The organism is Microbulbifer sp. CAU 1566, assembly GCF_023156515.1.
In the GTDB taxonomy this organism is placed as follows: Bacteria; Pseudomonadota; Gammaproteobacteria; order Pseudomonadales; family Cellvibrionaceae; genus Microbulbifer.
The window spans coordinates 947,920-967,486 of record NZ_JALNMG010000001.1 but is presented as its reverse complement, the minus strand read 5'-3'; the positions used below and the strand labels follow the sequence as shown (position 1 = coordinate 967,486).

Sequence of the window (19,567 nt, the reverse complement as noted above, 5' to 3'; positions counted from 1 at the left end):
ACAACTGCCTATGAACAGACAGCGAATGGACGTCACCATCGTCGGCGGCGGCATGGTGGGTATGGCGCAGGCGGCACTGCTGGCCGTGCGCCACCCGCAGCTGCGGATTTCGCTGCTGGAGGCCTCTTCGATCGAACCGCCGGTAGACCCCGAGCACTACGACGCTCGCGTGGTCGCGCTGACGGAATCCTCCCGGGCACTGCTGGAAGAGGTGGGGGCCTGGCAGCAGATCGCCGGTCAGCGCGAGTGCCCCTATACGCAGATGCGGGTGTGGGATGCCGAGGGTACCGGTTCCGTATGGTTTGACTGTCGCGACGTCAAGTTGCCGAACCTGGGGCACATTGTGGAAAACAATGTGATCCTGGCGGCACTCCGCGCGCGTATTAATGCATTGAGCAATGTGGACCTGGTGACCGGGTTCAAGCTGGAAAGCTGGTGGCGGGACTGCGGTCTCTGGCACCTGCAATCCCGCAGCCCGGACCGCGATGCCGTAGAGGGGCTGGACAACCAGTCTCCGGTGCTCACCACGCGCCTGTTGATCGGCGCCGACGGCGCCCGCTCGCGGGTGCGGGATTTGTTGCGCATTCGCACCCGAGATGTGGAATATCAGCAGACCGCGCTGGTGTGTATCGCCAAGTGCGAGCAGTCTCACCAATTTACCGCTTGGCAGCGATTCTTGGATACCGGTCCCCTGGCGTTCCTGCCACTCTCGGGGCTGGGCGATGATCGCCACTGTGCGGTGGTCTGGTCCGCCGACGATGTCCTTGCCCGCGAACTGGTGATGCTGGATGACAAGGCGTTTGCCCTGAATCTGGAAAAGGCGTTTGAAAGCCGCCTCGGCGGCATCGAGTCCGTCAGTGAGCGTTTTTCTTTCGCGTTGCGCGCGCGCCATGCGGAAGCCTATTTCGGTCCGGGCGCGGTGCTGATTGGTGATGCCGCCCACAGCATTCACCCCCTGGCTGGTCAGGGCGTGAACCTGGGGTTAATGGATGTGCTGGTGTTGAGTGAGGAGATCGGCCGCGCCCTGAAACGGGAAATTTCGCCGGCGCACACTTCAGTGCTGTCCCGCTACCAGCGCCGTCGCCGCGGTGAAAACGCGGCCACGCTCAAGGCCATGAGCACGTTCAAATCCCTGTTCGGTGCCGGCGACCTGCACTGGCGCTGGTTGCGCAATACCGGGCTGAGCATGGTGGATGCCAGCCCACTATTGAAAAAACGCATCATCATGCGCGCCATGTCGGTGTAAGACTAGCAGGCCCTGGAGATCCAGCGGTCGCGGTGTTCAATAAAAAACGCGGCGCTGGGCCGCGTTTTTTATTGGCCTGCTGTGCGAGGGGTGAGGCGCGAGGAACGAGGAACGAGGTGCAAGGAGTAAGGTGTGAGGCTGGTGTGTGAGGAGCTAGGCGCAAAAATGGCGGTATTCAGAATCTCCCGACAAAATTTGTTAGAGTCCCGCGGTCTGTTTTTTCTGTCCCGAGAGTAAAAGGATCGGCACTTGAGTAACTGGATCACCGTGTGCGACTTCCCCCTGCAGCAAGACCTTTCTGCAGTGGCGGATTTTATTCGCCGCCACCAACTGCCTCTGCGCATCACCGAAGAGAACAACCACCAGCGGGTTGCCTGCCTGGCTCCGCAACTCGTGGATCCCATGAAGCAGTTGCTGGAGCGCTGGCAGTCTGGTGAGCTGGATCTCGCGCAGGTCAAGGTGCACGTCTACGACGAAAACGAAACCGCATCGGCCGGACAAGCGCAGGTTGATGAACCGCAGAATAAAGTTTTGCCGGAGTCGGTGGATGCTAATGCCAAGCCAGGCGCAGAGCCCCGAAAAAAACCGGCAGTGTATTCGGTTATTCCCGACTGGCCTCTGTTGCAGACCCCGGTCAGTTTGCTGTTGATTGCCTCGTGCTTTATCGGCTGGTTTCTGCTGCGCCAAGGCTGGTTCGAACCCCTGGTGATCTTTCCGCAGCAATCCGGCGATTTTGGTCCCTCGGCTTCCTCCCTGTCCCGGCATCTGGCGCACGGGGAATACTGGCGCCTGTGGACGCCGGCCATTGTGCATTTTTCCCTGCCGCACGCACTGTTTAACAGCCTGGGTATCTGGATTGTCGGGCGCTCGCTGGAGGCCCGTGCCGGTTCGCTGTGGTTTGCCCTGCTGGTACTGATCAGCGCACCGGTTGCCAATCTGGCGCAGTATTTCTGGGCACCACAGAACCTGTTTGGCGGTATGTCCGGCGTGGTATATGCCCTGATCGGCGTCGCCTTTGTTATCCAGCGCTGGCAGCCCCAGTGGCGGGATCTGCCCTCGTCTCTGGTGTGGCTGGCGGTCGTGTGGTTGCTGGTGTGCATGAGTGGGCTGGTGGATTACTTTATTGCCGGCGGCATAGCCAATGCCGCACATCTGGGCGGTTTTGCCGCAGGGCTGATTCTGGGGCTGCTCTTCTGTATAGCGGGCGGAGCCCGACGCTATTTCGGGAGCGGAGTCGGAGTCGGGGTCGGGGGAGAGCCGGGTAATAGCAGCTCGACGGATGCCCGCCCTTCGGCCAACGCGCGCAAAAGATTCTGATTACCCATGTTGCTACTGATTGTTTATGTTCTGGTCGCCCTTGGGTTTTCATTCCTGTGTTCGGTCGCCGAGTCTGTGCTGCTCAGTGTGACCCGCCCCTACATCAGTTTGCTGGAGCGGGAAGGGCATAAATCCGGTGGCCTGTTGCGGCAACTCAAGGATGATATCAATGCGCCGCTGGCAGCCATTCTTACCCTCAATACGGTTGCGCACACCGTGGGCGCCGCCGGTGCCGGGGCGCAGGCCGCGGCTGTCTTTGGCAATCATTATCTGGGGATTGCCTCGGCGATACTGACGCTGTTGATTCTGGTCTTTTCCGAAATCATTCCCAAAACCCTCGGCGCGGTTTACTGGCGTCAGCTGGCCCCGGCAACCGCCTATGCTCTGCGCTATCTGGTGATATTGCTGAAGCCATTTGTTTGGCTGTCGGAGTGGCTGACCAAGGGCATGGCCCGCGGGCCCACCATGACCGGGTTCAGTCGCGAAGAGTTTGCGGTGATGGCGGAACTGGGGGAAGCCGAGGGGCAACTGGAACGGCACGAGTCCAGTATTCTGCACAACCTGTTTTATACCTTGCGGGATCACACGGTGCGGGAAGTGATGACGCCGCGCACCGTGGTGTTCTCGCTGTCCCAGGATATGTCCATCGCCGATGCCTACGAGTATGTGGACAAGAGCCGCTTTTCTCGCATCCCGGTGTACGAGCAGGATGATCCGGATTATGTGGTTGGCTTTGTGCTTAAACAGGATCTGTTGTCAGCTTATATCCGTGGTGAAACTGAGGGTAACTTACGTGAGCGGCAGCTGCGGGAATTACGCCGGGATCTGTTGATGCTGCCGGAGACCGCCGCCATCTACCAGGCCTTCCACAAAATGCTGTCGCGCCGGGTGCAGATCAGTGCGGTAGTGGATGAGTACGGCAGCCTGGAGGGGCTGGTAACCCTGGAGGATATTCTCGAAACGCTACTGGGCGAGGAAATCGTCGACGAAGCCGATAAAACCCCGGATCGCCAGGAACTGGCCAAGCGCCTGTGGCGCTGGCGCTCCAAGCGCTACGGTCTGCGGGTGGATGAAACGGCGCAGGAGCAGCAGGCAGAAACCGAGCCCCAGGAGCAGTTGCAGGAAATTATCAGGGAAGACAGGCCGGACATTGATCCGTCACCGGTTGCGGGTGAGGACGGTAATCCTGAAAAAAAATCCGCGGGTGCCGAGCCGTTCGACAAAGGGCCACAGGAGAAAACGAAACCGGATGACCGCGGGGAAAGTTAGAACCCCGTCAGTATTTTGCGGTCTCATTGAGTACGATCGAACTCTTGTGGCAGTTTTGTTTACTGATCTTGTGAACGAATTTTTTCAACGGTTCACCGCAAGGCCCTTGAAAAATACCTGTCGCGGACGGATAACTAAGCTGTCGGCAGCGGGTTCAACCCCTGCCGCGAAAGACATAATTCGAAAAGCCAGTGAGTCATAACGTGCGTCTTGGAATCCTACTGATACTGCTGCAGTCCATGCTGCTCTGCGCCGAAGGTCGCGCGGAGTCGCAGTCGGTACAGCTGGATTCCGTCGACAAAGTTGTCGGCACACTGCTGCTGGATGGCGACGAGCAACAGCCGGATCAGCCGGACGTTGCTGCTGTTCTTCCTGTTGCTCAGCGGCAAGTCCTTGAGGCTGCTACTGTTGCTCCCGAGTCAGCCAGTGTTTCCCCCCTCTCTTCTGCGGCCCGTGCGGCCCATACCATTCGCGGGCCGCCAGCCCGGCAATAATTTTCTGAGTGTTATCGAATCAGGCTCCGGCAGTACCGCTTTGCTGTCGGCGCCCCCCAGAATAATCCGGTCGCAAGATCTAGGTTTACGGATTGTTGCGCCCGCAAAAAGAGAATTGTTGTCATGAAAAAATTGGATCTGGTACCGCTGCAGGATGTGGACAAACTGGTTTTCCCGGAAGAGTTTCACGAGCTTACCCTGAGTTCTCCTGCGCTCAAGTTCGTTACCGATTTCAAAAAACACCATCCGGCAGTACTGACGGCATCGGTATCCGCGTTAGATGCGGCACAGGTGTTGCGCACCGGACACAGATCCTGGGTACTGGTGATGGATCATCGCGGTGACTTCACTGGTCTCCTCACTGCAGAAGATGTGTCCTATCAGCGGGTGATGCAGTGTGTGGCTGCTGGGCAGAATCGTGGTGAATTGACGGTTGCTGACCTGATGCATAGGCGCAATCAACTGCAGTTGCTGAGCTATGCCCAGCTGCAAGGGACTTCGATTCGCGATGTGCTGGAAACCATGCGCCGCGCCGGGCAGCGCCATTGTCTGGTGGTGGATGTTGACCAGCACCACGTGCGCGGTGTGATCAGTGCCGAAGATGTTGCAGCGCGACTCGATATGGATTTCGCCATCGACACGCCGGCCAATTTTGCAGAACTGTTATCGGCGGTGGCTCCGGTACATTGATCTGTGGTTATTTGGATTACTTCTTGGATTACTTCGGTCTGCGAATTTGCCAACTGGGCTAGGTGCGAAGGTGGCGATGCCGGGGATAGTCTTGCGAGACCGTCTGCGGCCAGGACGGCCGCAGTCGAGCCCCCAAGGATGGGTTTACGGCGTGTCTCGCAAGACTATCCCCGGTAGCGTCACCGCCTCCGGGCGATCCGATTGTGCTGTGTCCTCTAGCGGGCCGGATCGATCGTATCTCCAAGGCTGTTGTTCACCCGGAACCAGCCGGTAACGCTATAGCGCGGGCGGTGGCTGGTGAGTACTTCGTGAGGGAATTCCTCCGACAGGAAGATCACCATCTGCCCAAAGCGCGGCGCCACTTTTTCAATCACTTCTTCCCCGTCCGGGGCATAGATCTGCAGCTCGCCGCCATTCTGCGGCTGCCAGTTGGGGGTCAGGTAGAGCACCGTGCTGACCAGCCGGTTGGTGTTGCCCTTGAACGCATCCAGATGCTTTTTGTAGTAGCTACCGCGGTCGTAACGGGCGTAGTGGCACTCGTAATCGAACAGCCCCAGGAACAGTCTCCGGTTCAGCCCCAGGCGCAGAGATTCCGCCCAGCTCAGGTAGGCGGCCACGGCCGGGTTGGACTTGTCCAGCCAGAAAATTTCGTCGGTGCGCACAAACTGGTTCAGCTGGTGCTCCTGCTCGCGGCCGATGCCCGCGGTCTGGAAGCGCGCGCGGTCGATGGAGCGAAAGTGTCGCAGCAGTGACCCCAGCAGGGCCGGCGGTAGGGGTGCCGGTAATACGATATACCCGGTTTCACGCAGGGCGCTGGCAATACGGTCCAGCGGATCGTCGCCATCGGGGCCGCGGCGCCAGGCGTTCTCCTCAAGGGATAAAACGGCGTTCAAATAGGTTGTTTCCGGAATGGGGCTGCGCGGGAAGGTGCTGGCCGAGAGGGAGGTCTGTGGCGGCGGCCGGCGCGGCGGTTGAACAGGTCGATCTTTATACAACCAGTTCAACCGGCGTGCCAGAAAAATTCGCCGGATTTGCACGCTTAGGGTTATTTGTCCGAGCTATTTGTTTAGAGCTGTGCATTAAGGGCTTAGCACCAGATCCCAGCCGGTCAGCAGAATCGCGATGGTCACCGTGCCCACCAGCAGGTTCATCGGCAGGCCCACTTTCAGGTAGTCGGAGAAGCGGTAGCCACCGGGGCCGTAGACCATCAGGTTGGTCTGGTAACCCAGAGGGGTGGCAAAGCTGGCGGAGGCCGCCATCATCACCGCGAACATAAACGGTTCCGGGTTCAGCCCGGCGCTGGCGGTAATCTGAAGCACAATGGGCACCATGATGATGGCTGCGGCATTGTTGGTGACCATTTCCGTCAACAGCGAAACGCACAGATACACCAGGATCAGCATCAGCCAGGGGTGGCCGTAAGACAGGGATATCACCATCTCTGCCACGACTGCGGCGACCCCGGTTTTCTGCAGGGCCACGCCGAGGGCAAAAGACGCAGCGATGGTAATCAGCACCGGCAGGTCCAGGCTTTTCTGCGCCTGGTTGACCGAACAGCACCGAGTCACCAGCATGGCGCCGGCGCCGAGTAGGGAGGCGTTGAGCATACTGATCAGGCCGGTGCCGGCGGCCAGTACAATCGCGATCAGAATCAGCCAGGCGGTGAGGCCTTTTTCGTGGCGTGGGCTCTCCGCTTCCAGGTCATTGATCAGCAGGAAGTCCTTGCTATAGCGCTGGCGCAGTACAAAGCCGGGGCGCGCTTCCAGCAGGAGTGAGTCGCCGGCCTTCAGCTTGGTGCTGCCGAGGTTGCCGGACACCCGCTGGCCGTTGCGGGCCACCGCCAGTACCGCGGCACCGTAGCGTTTGCGGAACTGGGCGTCGCGGATACTGCTGCCGATCACTTCGCAGTGGGGAGAGACGACCACTTCCACCAGACGACGTTCTTCCACCCCGGTCTTGAGAGCGGAGTCGCTATCGTCATGGTCCGAGGGCACTATGCCGCGCATGCGCAGCAGATCGGAGATGGCTTCGGTCTCACCGGCGAATACCAGACGGTCACCACCGCGCAGCTTTTCCTCGGAGCGCACCGGCGTGATCGCCCGGTTATCGCGCTCGATTTCCACCAGATACACCCGCCGCAGGCCCCGCAGGCCGGCGTCCTCCACCGTTTTTCCTACCAGTGGACCATTACTGTCCACCGCCACTTCCAGGGTGAATTCCCGCAGGTTACCGAAGGGCTTCTTTTCCCGGCGATCTGGCAGCCAGCGCGGGAAAAAGATCAGCATAAAGGCCACACCGATCAGCGCGGCCGGGAGTCCCACAGCGGCAATGGAGAAGAGGGAGAAGCCTTCATTGCCGGTAATCGACTGGTACTGGCCATTCACTACCAGATTGGTGCTGGTGCCGATCAGGGTCAGTGTGCCACCGAGAATCGCGCCGTAGCTGAGGGGAATCATCAGTTTGGAGGGTGCCACGTCGATGCGCTTGGCCCAGGCATTCAGCGCCGGGATCATGGTGGCCACTACCGGGGTGTTGTTGAGATAGCCAGACAGGGCCACCACTGGCGCGAATACCCGCAACATGGCAGAGCGCACAGTCTTGGGGCGCCCCAGCAGGTGCTTGACCATCATATCGATGCCGCCGGAGGCGTGGATGCCGTTGGCGACCACAAACATGGCGGCCACGGTGATCAGGCCGCTATTGCTGAACCCGGACAGTGCCTCACCGGGGGAAAGTATCCCCGTCACGCTCAACAGGGTGAGCGCCGCCATCATCACCAGATAGGCCTGGATGCGGGAAAAAATCAGCGTGGCCAGTACGGCAAAGACGAGAAAAAGGGAAAACCAGCCGGACCAATCCATAGCAGAGAGCGTGCGTTCGCAGTAACAAGACGGCTAAAACTACTGCAAACCCTTTGGCACCAAAAGTGATTTTTTCACATATTGATATAGCGTTATTCGAATTGCGGGGGTATTTGTCGCCATCAGGCCTGCTGGTGAATACCGCTTCAAGCATATTTTTCACTGCGGCTGCTAGTCTTTGCAGAGTATCGGCATCTGGTAACTGCTGTTGGGCGGCCGTTAGAATACGCGGCTAAATTTGGAGGGGCTTTGCGGGTCGACTTTCTCCGGTCAGCCTGTCAGGCCGACTTTCCGGCTACCCTGAGCAACTTCGGGTAGGGGATCAGATCACAGGATTCAGCGAATAATGGGAATTGAATAATGGGAAATAAAACCGCGCTTTACGATACCCACGTTTCCATGGGCGGCAAAATGGTGGACTTCGGCGGCTGGGATATGCCGCTGCACTACGGCTCACAGCTGGAGGAGCACCACAAGGTACGCCGCGCAGCGGGCATGTTTGACGTCTCGCACATGACGGTCGTGGACGTAGACGGAGCCGGCGCCAAGGACTACCTGCGCACCCTGCTGGCCAACGACGTAGCCAAGCTCGATGGCAACCCCGGCAAGGCGCTGTATACCGGCATGCTGAATGAACAGGGCGGTGTGGTGGACGACCTGATTGTCTACCTGCGCGACCCCGGTTACCGCGTGGTGGTTAACTGTGCCACCCGCGAGAAAGACCTGGCGTGGATGAACGAGCAGGCCAAAGCATTTGAGGTAACCCTGACCGAGCGCCCGCACCTGGCGATGATCGCCATTCAGGGGCCGGAAGCGATCGGCAAGGTAAAAGACGTCCTCGGTATCGACTGGGCCGCCGCCATCGACGGCCTGAAGGTATTCAACAGCTTTGCCCGCGGCGACTGGTTCATCGCCCGCACCGGCTATACCGGTGAAGATGGTCTGGAAATCATGCTTAACAACGACGATGCCGCCGGTTTCTGGACCGCGCTGGCAGAGGCCGGTGTTGCTCCCTGTGGCCTCGGTGCCCGGGATACCCTTCGTCTTGAAGCGGGCATGAACCTTTACGGCCACGAGATGGACGATGACACTTCCCCACTGCAGGCCAATATGGCCTGGACCATCGCCTGGGAACCCGATAGCCGCAAGTTTATCGGTCGCGATGCACTGGAGCAGGAAAAAGCTGCCGGTGTCGAAAACAAGTTGGTGGGCCTGGTGCTGGAAGAGCGCGGTGTTTTGCGCGCCGGTCAGCAGGTTGTGGTAGACGGCGCGGATCGCCGCGGTATCATCACCAGCGGAACTTTCTCCCCCACCCTGGGCTATTCCATTGCGATGGCGCGGGTGCCGGTGAGTGTTGGTGACACCGCGCAGGTTGAGATCCGCAACAAGCTGATCCCGGTGCGGGTGGTCAAGCCGAGCTTCGTGCGCAACGGCAAATCGCTGGTGTGAGCTTGGTGTGCGCAGCGATTGCCGCGCACTCTAATTTAATTCATTTTTGAAAGTACTGTTTAGCAGCTTATTTGAGGGAAAACGCCCATGAGCGAGATTCGCAGCGAACTGAAATACGCCTCCAGCCACGAGTGGGCACGGTTGGAAGAGGATGGCACCGTAACCGTGGGTATCAGCGACCACGCCCAGGATGCCCTGGGTGACGTGGTGTACGTGGAGACTCCGGAAGTGGGCACTACCCTGTCTGCCGGTGAAGAGGCGGGTGTGGTTGAGTCCGTGAAAGCGGCCAGCGATATCTACGCGCCGATTTCCGGCGAAGTCATCGCAATCAACGAAGCGCTGGAAGACGAGCCGGAAACCGTCAACTCCAGCCCTTACGACGACGGCTGGTTCTTCAAGATCAAGCCCAGCGATGAGAGCGAGCTGGACAAGCTGATGGACGCGGAAGCGTACAAGGCGGAGAGCGAAGAGGGCTGATTACCCTTTTCTCTTTTCAATACAAAAATGCCGGGCTTAATGCCCGGCGTTTTTGTTTGTGCTGTTTGTTTGTGCTGTTTGTTGGTGCCGTTAGTTGGTGCGGCGTGTCTGGAGAGCTTCGGGTGAAGGTGGCGATACCGCCCCCTTTCAAGAGCCCGAATTCGCCTCGGCTTGCTGCGGCTGCACCAAGCCACCGATACCGAGGTCCTGCAAATACCCGCGCAGTTTCTCTTCGATCTGCTCCGGGCTTTCCATCAGCAGAACCTGCTGCAGCAGCTGGTCCAGTTCCGATTTGTTGACTTCCCGCAGCGCGGCTTTGACCCGGGGCAGGTTGGTGGCGTTCATGGACAGGACGTCGTAGCCCATGGCCACTAGCAGCAGGGCGCCGCCGGGATCGCCGGCCAGCTCGCCACAGATACCCACCTTGGTGTTGGTCTCGTGCCCCGCCGTTACCACCTGCAGGAGGGCCTGGAGTACCGCTGGGTGGAAGCTGTGGTAGATGCCTGCGACGCGGCTGTTATTGCGATCCACGGCCAGCAGGTATTGGGTCAGGTCATTGCTGCCCACGGACATGAAGTCTACGCGCTTGGCCAGTTCGCGGGCCTGGTACACCGCCGAAGGCACTTCAATCATGATTCCCAGCGGCGGACGCTGGATGTTGAAGCCTTCGTCCAGTAATTCATCGTACGCGCGGTCCACCAGTTTGCGCGCTGCCTCCAGTTCGCTCACGCCGCTGATCATCGGCAACATGATGCGCAGGTTATCGAGACCGAGGCTTGCCTTCATCATCGCGCGCACTTGCCCCAGGAAAATTTCCGGGTGATCCAGGGTCACGCGGATGCCGCGCCAGCCGAGGAAAGGGTTGGTTTCCTCGATGGGGAAGTAGCTGAGGGCCTTGTCGCCACCGATATCCAGGGTGCGCATGGTCACCGGGCGGGGGGCGAAGGCCTGGAGTTGTTCGCGGTAGATTTCCCGCTGCTCCTCCTCCGAGGGGAAGCGGTCCCGCAGCAGGAAAGGCACCTCGGTGCGGTAGAGGCCGACGCCTTCGGCACCGCGCTCGAGAGAGCGCACCACGCCCGCCATCAGGCCGGTGTTGACCCACATGCGCACGCGGTGGCCATCGGCCGTCTCGGCGGGGAGTTTGGCGAGGTGGTCCAGGTTTCGGGCCAGCTCCCGCTCCTCTTCGACAATGGCGTCGTAGCGGCGCTTCAGCTCTGGCCCGGGGTGTATGTGCAGTTCGCCGCGGTAGCCGTCCACCACCAGGTCGACGCCGTCCACCTGCTCCCAGGGCAACTCCTGGGCCCCCATCACCGCCGGTACGCCCATGGCGCGGGCAATAATGGCCACGTGGCTGTTGGCGGACCCCTTGACGGAAATCAGGCCGGCGAGTTTCTCCCGCGGCACATCGGCCAGCACCGAGGCGGTGAGTTCTTCGCCGACAAGCACGGTATTGTCGGGATATTCCCGCTGGCTCTGCTCCTGCTGGCGCAGGTGCATCAGTACCCGTGCGCCCAGGTCGCGTACATCGGCGGCGCGATCGCGGAAGTAGGAATCGGACATGGCCTCGAAGCGGCGCACATGCTCCAGCATGACCTCGGCCCAGGCGCGGCTGGCAGTGAGTTGTTGGCGGATGCGCTCGCACACTTCGACTGCAATGGAGCTGTCGTCGAGCATGCTGATATAGGCGTCGAAGAGGGCGCGCTCTTCCTTGTTCAGGTCGTTCTTCAGGCGCTCGCCCACATCGCGGATTTCATCGCGGGCGGCAGCCAGGGCCTGGTGGAAGAGGGCCAGCTCACCGTCGACATCCATGGTGCAGGCGAACGGAACCGCAGCGAGGTTGGCGGGCGGCGCGACAATATGCGCGCGGCCGATGGCGACGCCGGGGGAGGCGGCGAGGCCGGTAAATTTTGCTTCATTGCGCTGCTGGCCCATGTTGGCCAGGGCGCCGGTGGCCTCGGCGTGAGCGATAACACCGGCGAGTTGGGCCGAGAGGGTGACCAGAAAGGCCTCTTCGCCTTCGTCGAAGCGGCGTCGTTCGGCCTGCTGCACCACGAGCACACCGAGCACATTGCGGTGGTGGATGATGGGGGTGCCGAGAAAGGCGGAGAAGCGCTCCTCGCCGGTGGCGGGGAAATACTGGAAGGCGGGGTGGGCCTCGGCGTGTTCGAGGTTAATGGGCTCCTCGCGGGTGGCAACGTTACCCACCAAGCCCTCGCCGGGTGCCAGGTGAACCTGGCCGACGGCGTCCTGGTTCAGGCCCTGGGTCGCCATCAATACATAGTTGCCGGACTGTTTATCGCGCAGGTACACCGAGCACACCTTGGTGTGCATGATGTCCCGCACGCGCCGGACAATAATATCCAGCACCGAGTGCAGATCCCGTGCGGTGTTGACTTCCTGAACGATGCTGCGCAGTGATCCGAGCAATGTGGCTTTCCTCGCCCTGTTCCTGTGGCCCCGCGCCTTGGCGGGGGCTGTCACTGGCCGTGCGCTGTATCCTTGTAGCCGGACCTGTTGCCCGGCGAAGGGTTACTGGTCGCGCTTCAGCCAGCGTCTTTCCAATTGTATTTGGGTGGGCGCCAGTTCGGTGAGCGCCCGGCGGTAAACCTCCCGTTTGAAGGTCACCACTTTTGTCAGCGGGTGCCAGTAACTCACCCAGCGCCAGTGATCAAATTCCGGCTTGTAGCCATTGTTGAAGCTGATGTTGCTTTCTTCCGCATTCAGCTGCAATAGGTACCATTTCTGCTTCTGGCCGATGCACAGCGGCTCCGAACGGCGGCGCACCAGCCTTTGCGGCAGGCGGTAGCGCAGCCATCCGCGTGTGGTTGCCAGTAAGGTGACCTGGCTGCGGGTCAGCCCGACCTCTTCGTAGAGCTCGCGGTAGAGCGCCTGTTCGGGAGTTTCACCCGGGTTGATGCCGCCCTGGGGAAACTGCCATGCGTCCTTGCCGCCAACCCTGCGCGCCCAGAGCGCCTGTCCGCGCTCATTCAGGACAATGATGCCGACGTTGGGGCGAAAGCCCTCACTGTCGATATTGCTGCTGTCGCCTGGCGCTGTACCAGTGTTCTCCACGTCCGTTTTGCGGGCAGGGTTGCCGGCGTCGGATTTGCTGTTGCGTGCGGAGTTTCTGGCGGGTCTGCGGCGGTGTTTTCGCCCGGCGGGAGTCTGCTTGCCGTTGCCCAAAATACCGTCCTCAAATTTCAGCGGTGCTGGCTGGTTCAGGCCCCTGGCTAGTCAGGGGCTTCCGCCGCACCATAATGTTCTGCATTGTTCCACAGCGACTGAAATACGGCAATTCAGTGACACCCGTCCGTGTAAGCCCGGTCGCTCCGGGGTAAAATCCTGCGCCTTCGGGCAGGGCGTGCAGGGAGGTCGGTGGCTTCCGATGAGCGGTCTGGCGCATAAACAGGTTAACAGGACAACCTGTGCGCCAACTGTGCCCTATATTCAATAAAGGAGATTTTTGTGCAGTTGGCGATTTTTGATCTGGACAACACCCTGATTGGTGGCGATAGCGATCACGCTTGGGGCGAGTTTCTGGTTGCCCGGGAATGTGTTGACGGTGAGCGCTTCCGCAGTGAGAACGACCGCTTCTATCGGGACTATCAAAGTGGCGAACTGGATATCTTCGCGTATCTGTCGTTTGCCCTAGAGCCACTGGCGCAACTTTCCCGCGGTCAACTGAATAACCTGCAGCGGGAGTTCATGCAGGAAGTGATCAGTGAGATCTGGCTGCCGCATGCCGAGACCTTGATCCAGCGGCACCGGGACGCGGGGCACCACATCATGATCATCACCGCGACCAACCGTTTCGTGGTTGAGCCCATTGCCTCCCAGTTGCGCGTGGACACCCTGCTGGCCACCGAACCTGAAGAGGTAGACGGCAAATTTACCGGCCAGGTAGCCGGCCAGCCCTGCTTTCAGGAGGGCAAAGTGGTGCGTTTGCAGCAGTGGCTGGATCAACACCCGCAGTACGCGCAGGGGGAAAAGTGGTTTTACAGCGATTCCATCAATGACCTGCCGTTGTTGCAGCAGGTGGAACACCCGGTGGCCGTGGACCCGGATCAGCGGCTGCACGACGAGGCGCTGTCACGGGGCTGGCAGGTGATTAGCTTGCGCGGGGACCACGAAGACTTTTTGGGTGCGCTGAGCGCGCTGGACGGTTGATCGTGCTGGTGGGTTGATCGCGCGATCGAGTCATTGCGAGTATCAGCACTCAGGTATATCGCAATCAATTTTTTTTGGGAAACAGGATCAGGGCTGGATATCAGGTGAAAAACGCAGTCATCAAACCGTATATGTTGAACCGCCGGGCACTGGCCCTGGCCCTGTGCGGACTGCTGCTGGCCGGTACCGGCTGCGAGCGCGAGCAGCCTGAAGCCGAAGTTGAAAGCGCCGGCGCGGTAGCGCCGACACAGGTAATCAATACCGCGGCGGCCGAGAGTTTCTCCGCAGACTACTGGCAGGCGGGACAGGCGCAGGTGATCGATGCCGAAGCCGCCGCCCAGGCGCTGGAGCGCGCGGTGGTGCAGTTGCTGGAATCGCCCACCGAGGATCATCTGGAGGCGGCCAAGCTCGCATGGCTGGATGCCCACCGCGAACTGGCCGGCGCCCTGCCATTCATCAAGGTGGCCTTCTCACCGTCGGACCTGCAGCAGCAGGGCAGCGAACTGATGCTGGCGCTGGACAGCTGGCCGGCCCAGGCTGGATACCTGGACACGGTGCCCGGCTATTCCACCAGTGGCATCGTCAACGACACCGCGATTGAGCTGAATCTGGCCAATCTGCGCAAACAGCACCGACTCACGGCCCACGAGGAAGCCAGCACCGGTTTTCACGCGCTGGAGATCATGCTCTGGGGGCCCACCAGTGAGCGCACGGCCGAGCAGTTTGTTGCGGCCAGCGGCGGTGAGCAACCGGAAGCCCAGGCCGCCAACCGCCGCCGCGAACTGACCCGGCTGATTGCACTGGGCATCAGCGAGGATCTGGCGGGACTGGCGCAACGCTGGCCGCTGACGGCCAATGACCTGTCCCAGCGCTACCTGGCGCAAGGTCCGGCAGCGCGCATTCAGTGGATTCGGGCGACGCATGTGGCGTTGCTGCGCAACGAAATTCTGCCGCGCTTGCCGGAGAGTTCGGAGAGTGATGTGGAAAGTGGCCACGCCGCGGACTCCAAGCAGGCGCTGCTCGCTATATTGCGCAATCTGCAGGCCAGCTGGTTGCCGGAAGGGGGCGGCGGCCTCGCGGACCTGATGCTCGATCGGCACCAGGCCGAGGCACTGGCCCAGAATTTTGGTGAGCTGGAAGCGCGGTTGCTGAAGATGGAAGACCCTATCGAGCTGGCAGCACCCGCAGAGCTGCAGCGCAGCCGGCAGCAAATTGAAGCCTTGATCGGACTAATTTCCGGAGACACCAAGGTGCCGGCGCGGGATGAGGATATGACGCCGGTCAGCCTGACGGCTCCGGAGGGCGAGGGTTAAGCCGGAACAGGACCGGAAATCCCTCGCGCATAAAAAAACCCAGGCAGTGCCTGGGTTTTTTGTTGTCGGTTGCTACCGGCCGTTGATTACCAGCGGCGAACCGGGCCAGTGTCGACGTGCACGAAGTTACTCTTCGGGTAGTAACCCACACCGCCTGCTTTCAGGTCCAGTGCTGCCTGGCGCAGTTTGGACAGTGCGACACCCGGCATGCGGATATCCAGTGCCATACCGCGGGTGTGGTAGCTGCGTCGAGCCACACCGCGGCCAGCTGCGCGCAGCTTGGCGTTGGTCTTCGGCGAACGGTAGCCGGAGATAATTTCTACCTCACCGTTGTAGTTCAGCTTTTCCTTCAGCTTGTACACGATGTCGAACAGTTTCGGGTCCATGCGCGTGACTTCGTTGGCGCGGTGGTCGCGCAGCAGACGGTTGAATTGCTTCAGGCCGCTGCTATCGTAGTCGCCATCCGCCCAGAAAGCGGTGTTCAGGCGCTCACCAGTATGCAGGTTGCGCATTTTCAGAGTGCGCGACTTGCCTACTTTTGCCAATGCGGGGCCGGCTGAAACCGCCGCCGCGGTAGCTGCAGAAACTGCCAAAAACCTGCGTCGTGAAAGTTCTTTCATACCCTGTACCGCCTTTGCTTTCGTAGTAAGTGTTGCCTTCATGAGCCTCTAGTTCTTCGAGTGGCTTCCAGTGCTACTCGGTATGGCTGCACTGTACAAAAAATAGCCTTTGGTTACAAACCGATCAGCTTTGATAGCGAATTGATCAAAAAATAACCTGGTTATTTTTTTCTAGCAGGCTACCCACCGCGGATTTTTTTTGCCCAGTTGGACGGGAAATCATGGCAAAGTGAGATGACAGCGTTGTCTTTCGGGGAATATTATTTTTCTGTGACTGCTGGGTGCAGAAATCCTCGGTCTGGTGGTGAATACCGGTATATATCGGGCCGGCCGACAGAATACGGGCGTTTGCGCGGGGGTTGGCAGGAGGCTGATCGTGGGAATCCGGGGCTGCAGATGGCAGTCCGCCCCGAAAGCCGGGGCGGACGATATGCTCAGTTATTGGGGTATAGGGCGCCAGAATGGGCGTTTGAAGACCAGTCAGGCCTGTGAGTCACCGATCCCGGTGGTAGATGTCCGGGCGAAACTGCACCTGGCCCAGGGGATCTACCCAGGCGGTAAGGTAGGTAATGAACAGTTTTGGCGGGCTATCCACTTTGATGGTGACCGATTCATCCCCAGTGGTCGCCTGCGCCACCCGGGTTCTGTCCCAGCCCTGTGGCTTGAGCAATGTATAGGCCAGCTCTTCCGGTTGCTGCAGGCGGATACAACCATGGCTGAACGCGCGGTGGCGGTGCTCGAACAGGCTCTGGGCCTGTGTGTCGTGCAGAAAGATGGCCTGTTTGTTGGGGATTACGAACTTGACCCGCCCCAGTGTGTTGCCCGGTCCGGAGATCTGGCGCAGGGTCGCCTTGCCACTGGCGGCGCTCTCGATGCTTGCATCATTGATCGGGCTGGTTCGGTTGGTGCCGTATTTCACCACCCGGTAACCCCGTTTGTGCATCGCCTCGGGGTTGTTGCGTGCCTTGGGCAGCAGGTCGGTGAGCAGGATGCTGCGGGGCACTGTCCAGGTGGGGTTGAACACTACCGATACTACTTTTGTGGTCATTTCCGGAGTGCGCTTGGTGCTTTTACCCACCACGGTTTTCATGGTCAGCACCACCCGCTCCTGATCCACCAGTTGCAGCTGGTAGTCCGGTACGTTCACCAGTATGTAGCGTTTGCCGGGTTTCGCCGGCAGCTTGTCCCAACGTTCTGCGTTCAGTTCCATCAGGCGCGCCAGCTCTTCGGGCGAGCGCGCCAGTTCTTTCAGTGTGGATTTATCAGCGCGCCCGGTAACCTCCATTCCATGGCGGCGCTGATAGGCCTCTACTGCCAGTTTCAGGCCGGTGTCAAAACGCTGTGGCTGGTCATCGGCAATCTTCAGTGGCCCCGGTTGACCGGTGTAATCACCGAACTGCTTTAATAACTGGCGCAATTGCGCAACCCGCGGACCCCGGTCGCCGGCGGCGAGGGGGCCGCCGGGCGCAAGCGGCTGCCACTGCACGGTCATGGCCCGGTAACGTGCGGCCTGTTTGCGCAGCGCATCCCCGGCGGTGGCGAAATTGATGGCGCCATCTTTTCCCGGGCGGGGTGTTTTTGCCGTATCGGTATCAACCGCAAGCTCGGGTGTTTGTTCCTCGGGAATTTCTGGGGTTGGTTCCTGATCATCGCTGCCGGCTGCGGCTTCTTCCTCATTTTCGGCTAAATCTTCATCTTCCGGCGCCGGTGCCGGCACTTTTTCGTCGGCGGAAGGCTGCTGCACTTTGGACTGCTGCTCGGCGTCCGTCTCTGGTTGGGGGCTTATATTCAGCTGAGGGCCCTTATCTGGCTGAGGGCTCTTATCTGGCTGAGGGCTCTTGTCTGGCTGAGAGCCCTGCCGGGTATTTTCAGCTGGTGGTTTGGCGGTCTGCGCGTCGTCTGCGTATGTGATGATCGCCAATGGGAGCAGCGCGCAGCAGCTCAGGGCGGCGACTGCCGAGAGGTGCCGCGCGGCGATCCGCTGCGGGCACTGTCGATTTGCGCTGGGTGTACTGCTCTTGCTGATTTTCATTAGGGCCCCCCTTACCTCACTCTGCTGCGTCGCCGCTTTCTGGATCGGGTTCTTGTGCATCGTCGCTGTCAGCGGGGCGGTCGCGACCGTAGACATCCGGGCGGAAATTCAGCAGCCCCTCTTCATCGACCCAGGCAGTCCAGTAGGCAATATGGACCGGGATGGGTTGATCCAGGGCCACGGAGCGAGTGCGCGTGCCACTGGCATAACGGGATAGGCGTTCTGCATCCCATTGACCGCGTTTAGGGTTCTGATTGGCAAGAACGATTTCGGCAAATTCCTGGGGTTTTTCCAGGCGTATGCAGCCGTGACTGAAGGCGCGCTGGTTGCGTTTGAACAACTCCTTTCTCTGGGTGTCGTGGAGAAAGATGGCCTGCTGATTGGGAATAATGAATTTGAAGCGCCCCAGGGCATTGCCCTCGCCGCCTCGCTGTTGCAGGGCCACGCTACCCAGGCGCAGGGCGCGCAGGTTGCCACCGCTGAAAGGCACGGATTTACCGCGGTTGTTCACCAGCCGGTAGCCGCCGGCGGCGAGGTTGGCGGTACCTTTGGGCAGTAGTTCGCGCACGGCGATGTTGCGCGGTACCGTCCAGGTGGGATTGAAGACCACACGGGTGAGTCGGGTGGTGAGTAGCGGTGTGGCGTGTTTGGTCTTGCCGACCACCACGCGCATGCGGTACTGCTCTCGCTCCCCCTCCATCAGGCGCAGGGTGTACTCGGGAATATTGACCAGGATGTAGCGCGGTCCCAGGTCTTTGGGCATTTTTTGCCAGCGCTGCATATTGGCTTCCAGGGTGGCGAGGCGCTGTTTGGGGGGGATGTTCAGGTGGTCGCGGGTGGCGCGGTCGACGATGCCATCGGCGCGCAGGCCGTGGCGCCGCTGAAACCGTTCCACCGCCCGGCGCACTGTATCGTCGTAAGTTTCTGCGGGCTTTTTACCCGCGCTTTTGCCGCCTTCGGGGCCGCTGTTCTCCAGGGCGGCCCTGGCCATATCGTCGCTCAGTGGCAGGTCGCCGTACTGCATCAGCAGGCTGCGCAGGACCAGCACCTGCGGGTCCCTTACGCCGGGTGCCAGTGTCTGTCCCTTGGGTAGCGGCTGCCAGTGCCCCCCCTCGCTCAGCGCCTGGTATCGCGCGAGTTCTTCCCGCATCAGCGCATACTGGCGTCCGTAGGGCGTGAAGGGGCTGTAGTCATTGCGGTTGCCGGCAACAGCTACCGGGGTGGCGTTCTCGGGTGCTTTTTCGTGGTTTATGTTTGGTGAAGCGCGCTGAGCAGTGCGTGCTTCGGAGGCCTGTGTGACCAGGGCCTCGTCTTCGGTATTGCTACTATCTTTGGCTGGCTGGTCGGCCAGCCCATCCAGCGATAGAGACAGAATCATGGCGGCGCCGAAGCCCAACGGAATTCCCAGCTTGTTACCCATCAACTGACCCCTAAACGATCAAGCAATTACTCATCAAGGCGGTTGTCCCGAGGCTGCGAGTGCAAATAGGGCGAACAAACGTCCGGTTTTGGTCGCAGTCAGCGGTCCACATACCTCTAATTGGTAACTTGTGACCGGAATGGCGCCAAATACGATTGCGGTATTCGGGGAAAGGCTTTCGAGTGGTTTCGGAATATTGGAGAGAGGGACGG

The 19,567-nt window shown here is 60.2% G+C and carries 16 protein-coding genes; 9 read left to right on the top strand and 7 right to left on the bottom strand.

The genetic code is table 11. From position 1 onward, the window contains the following. Positions 1-10 precede the first annotated feature (10 nt). The 5 genes from M0G74_RS04000 to M0G74_RS03980 all read left to right on the top strand — a co-directional run bounded on the left by M0G74_RS04000 (position 11) and on the right by M0G74_RS03980 (position 5,016). Positions 11-1,246, top strand: a complete 1,236-nt coding sequence (locus M0G74_RS04000; protein ID WP_236250552.1) for a UbiH/UbiF/VisC/COQ6 family ubiquinone biosynthesis hydroxylase — start codon at positions 11-13, stop codon at positions 1,244-1,246. A gap of 249 nt (positions 1,247-1,495) precedes the next feature. Continuing rightward, on the top strand, positions 1,496-2,563 hold the full coding sequence (locus M0G74_RS03995; protein ID WP_248214837.1) for a rhomboid family intramembrane serine protease: 1,068 nt from the start codon (positions 1,496-1,498) through the stop codon (positions 2,561-2,563). A gap of 6 nt (positions 2,564-2,569) precedes the next feature. Beyond that, on the top strand, positions 2,570-3,832 hold the full coding sequence (locus M0G74_RS03990) for a hemolysin family protein (RefSeq protein WP_248214835.1): 1,263 nt from the start codon (positions 2,570-2,572) through the stop codon (positions 3,830-3,832). 191 nt (positions 3,833-4,023) lie between these two features. Further along, entirely contained in the window at positions 4,024-4,326 is a 303-nt protein-coding gene (locus tag M0G74_RS03985) for a hypothetical protein (protein WP_248214833.1), read from the top strand. Positions 4,327-4,449: 123 nt separating this feature from the next. Then, on the top strand, positions 4,450-5,016 hold the full coding sequence (locus tag M0G74_RS03980; RefSeq protein WP_248214832.1) for a CBS domain-containing protein: 567 nt from the start codon (positions 4,450-4,452) through the stop codon (positions 5,014-5,016). Between the two features lie 215 nt (positions 5,017-5,231). On the opposite strand, the gene M0G74_RS03975 is transcribed toward M0G74_RS03980, so the two are convergent. Together M0G74_RS03975 and M0G74_RS03970 are read right to left on the bottom strand one after the other, a co-directional pair. After that, positions 5,232-5,909: a 2OG-Fe(II) oxygenase gene (locus M0G74_RS03975; protein ID WP_248214831.1), complete on the bottom strand. Its 678-nt coding sequence runs from the start codon at positions 5,907-5,909 to the stop codon at positions 5,232-5,234. Between the two features lie 186 nt (positions 5,910-6,095). Further along, positions 6,096-7,877: an SLC13 family permease gene (locus M0G74_RS03970; RefSeq protein ID WP_248214830.1), complete on the bottom strand. Its 1,782-nt coding sequence runs from the start codon at positions 7,875-7,877 to the stop codon at positions 6,096-6,098. Positions 7,878-8,237: 360 nt separating this feature from the next. Here M0G74_RS03970 and gcvT point away from each other — a divergent pair, with 360 nt between their 5' ends. Then, positions 8,238-9,326, top strand: a complete 1,089-nt coding sequence (gene gcvT / locus M0G74_RS03965; RefSeq protein ID WP_248214829.1) for a glycine cleavage system aminomethyltransferase GcvT — start codon at positions 8,238-8,240, stop codon at positions 9,324-9,326. Positions 9,327-9,413: 87 nt separating this feature from the next. Further along, positions 9,414-9,803: a glycine cleavage system protein GcvH gene (gcvH, locus tag M0G74_RS03960; RefSeq protein ID WP_160152348.1), complete on the top strand. Its 390-nt coding sequence runs from the start codon at positions 9,414-9,416 to the stop codon at positions 9,801-9,803. Between the two features lie 147 nt (positions 9,804-9,950). Here gcvH and ptsP read toward each other — a convergent pair whose 3' ends face one another. Continuing rightward, on the bottom strand, positions 9,951-12,230 hold the full coding sequence (gene ptsP / locus M0G74_RS03955; protein WP_248214828.1) for a phosphoenolpyruvate--protein phosphotransferase: 2,280 nt from the start codon (positions 12,228-12,230) through the stop codon (positions 9,951-9,953). A 102-nt stretch (positions 12,231-12,332) separates the two neighbouring features. Then, positions 12,333-12,836, bottom strand: a complete 504-nt coding sequence (locus tag M0G74_RS03950) for an RNA pyrophosphohydrolase (RefSeq protein WP_236250633.1) — start codon at positions 12,834-12,836, stop codon at positions 12,333-12,335. 432 nt (positions 12,837-13,268) lie between these two features. On the opposite strand from M0G74_RS03950, the gene M0G74_RS03945 reads away from it, so the two are divergent. Next, complete coding sequence (locus M0G74_RS03945) at positions 13,269-13,970, top strand: HAD family hydrolase (protein ID WP_160152350.1); 702 nt, start codon at positions 13,269-13,271, stop codon at positions 13,968-13,970. A gap of 104 nt (positions 13,971-14,074) precedes the next feature. Then, complete coding sequence (locus M0G74_RS03940) at positions 14,075-15,283, top strand: imelysin family protein (protein ID WP_248214825.1); 1,209 nt, start codon at positions 14,075-14,077, stop codon at positions 15,281-15,283. Positions 15,284-15,369: 86 nt separating this feature from the next. Here M0G74_RS03940 and M0G74_RS03935 read toward each other — a convergent pair whose 3' ends face one another. The 3 genes from M0G74_RS03935 to M0G74_RS03925 all read right to left on the bottom strand — a co-directional run bounded on the left by M0G74_RS03935 (position 15,370) and on the right by M0G74_RS03925 (position 19,355). Continuing rightward, positions 15,370-15,903 (bottom strand): DUF882 domain-containing protein, encoded by a 534-nt coding sequence (locus M0G74_RS03935; RefSeq protein WP_160152351.1) that lies wholly within the window; start codon positions 15,901-15,903, stop codon positions 15,370-15,372. A 493-nt stretch (positions 15,904-16,396) separates the two neighbouring features. Beyond that, entirely contained in the window at positions 16,397-17,935 is a 1,539-nt protein-coding gene (locus tag M0G74_RS03930; protein WP_248214823.1) for a L,D-transpeptidase family protein, read from the bottom strand. A 16-nt stretch (positions 17,936-17,951) separates the two neighbouring features. Next, complete coding sequence (locus M0G74_RS03925; protein WP_248214821.1) at positions 17,952-19,355, bottom strand: L,D-transpeptidase family protein; 1,404 nt, start codon at positions 19,353-19,355, stop codon at positions 17,952-17,954. Positions 19,356-19,567: the final 212 nt, after the last annotated feature.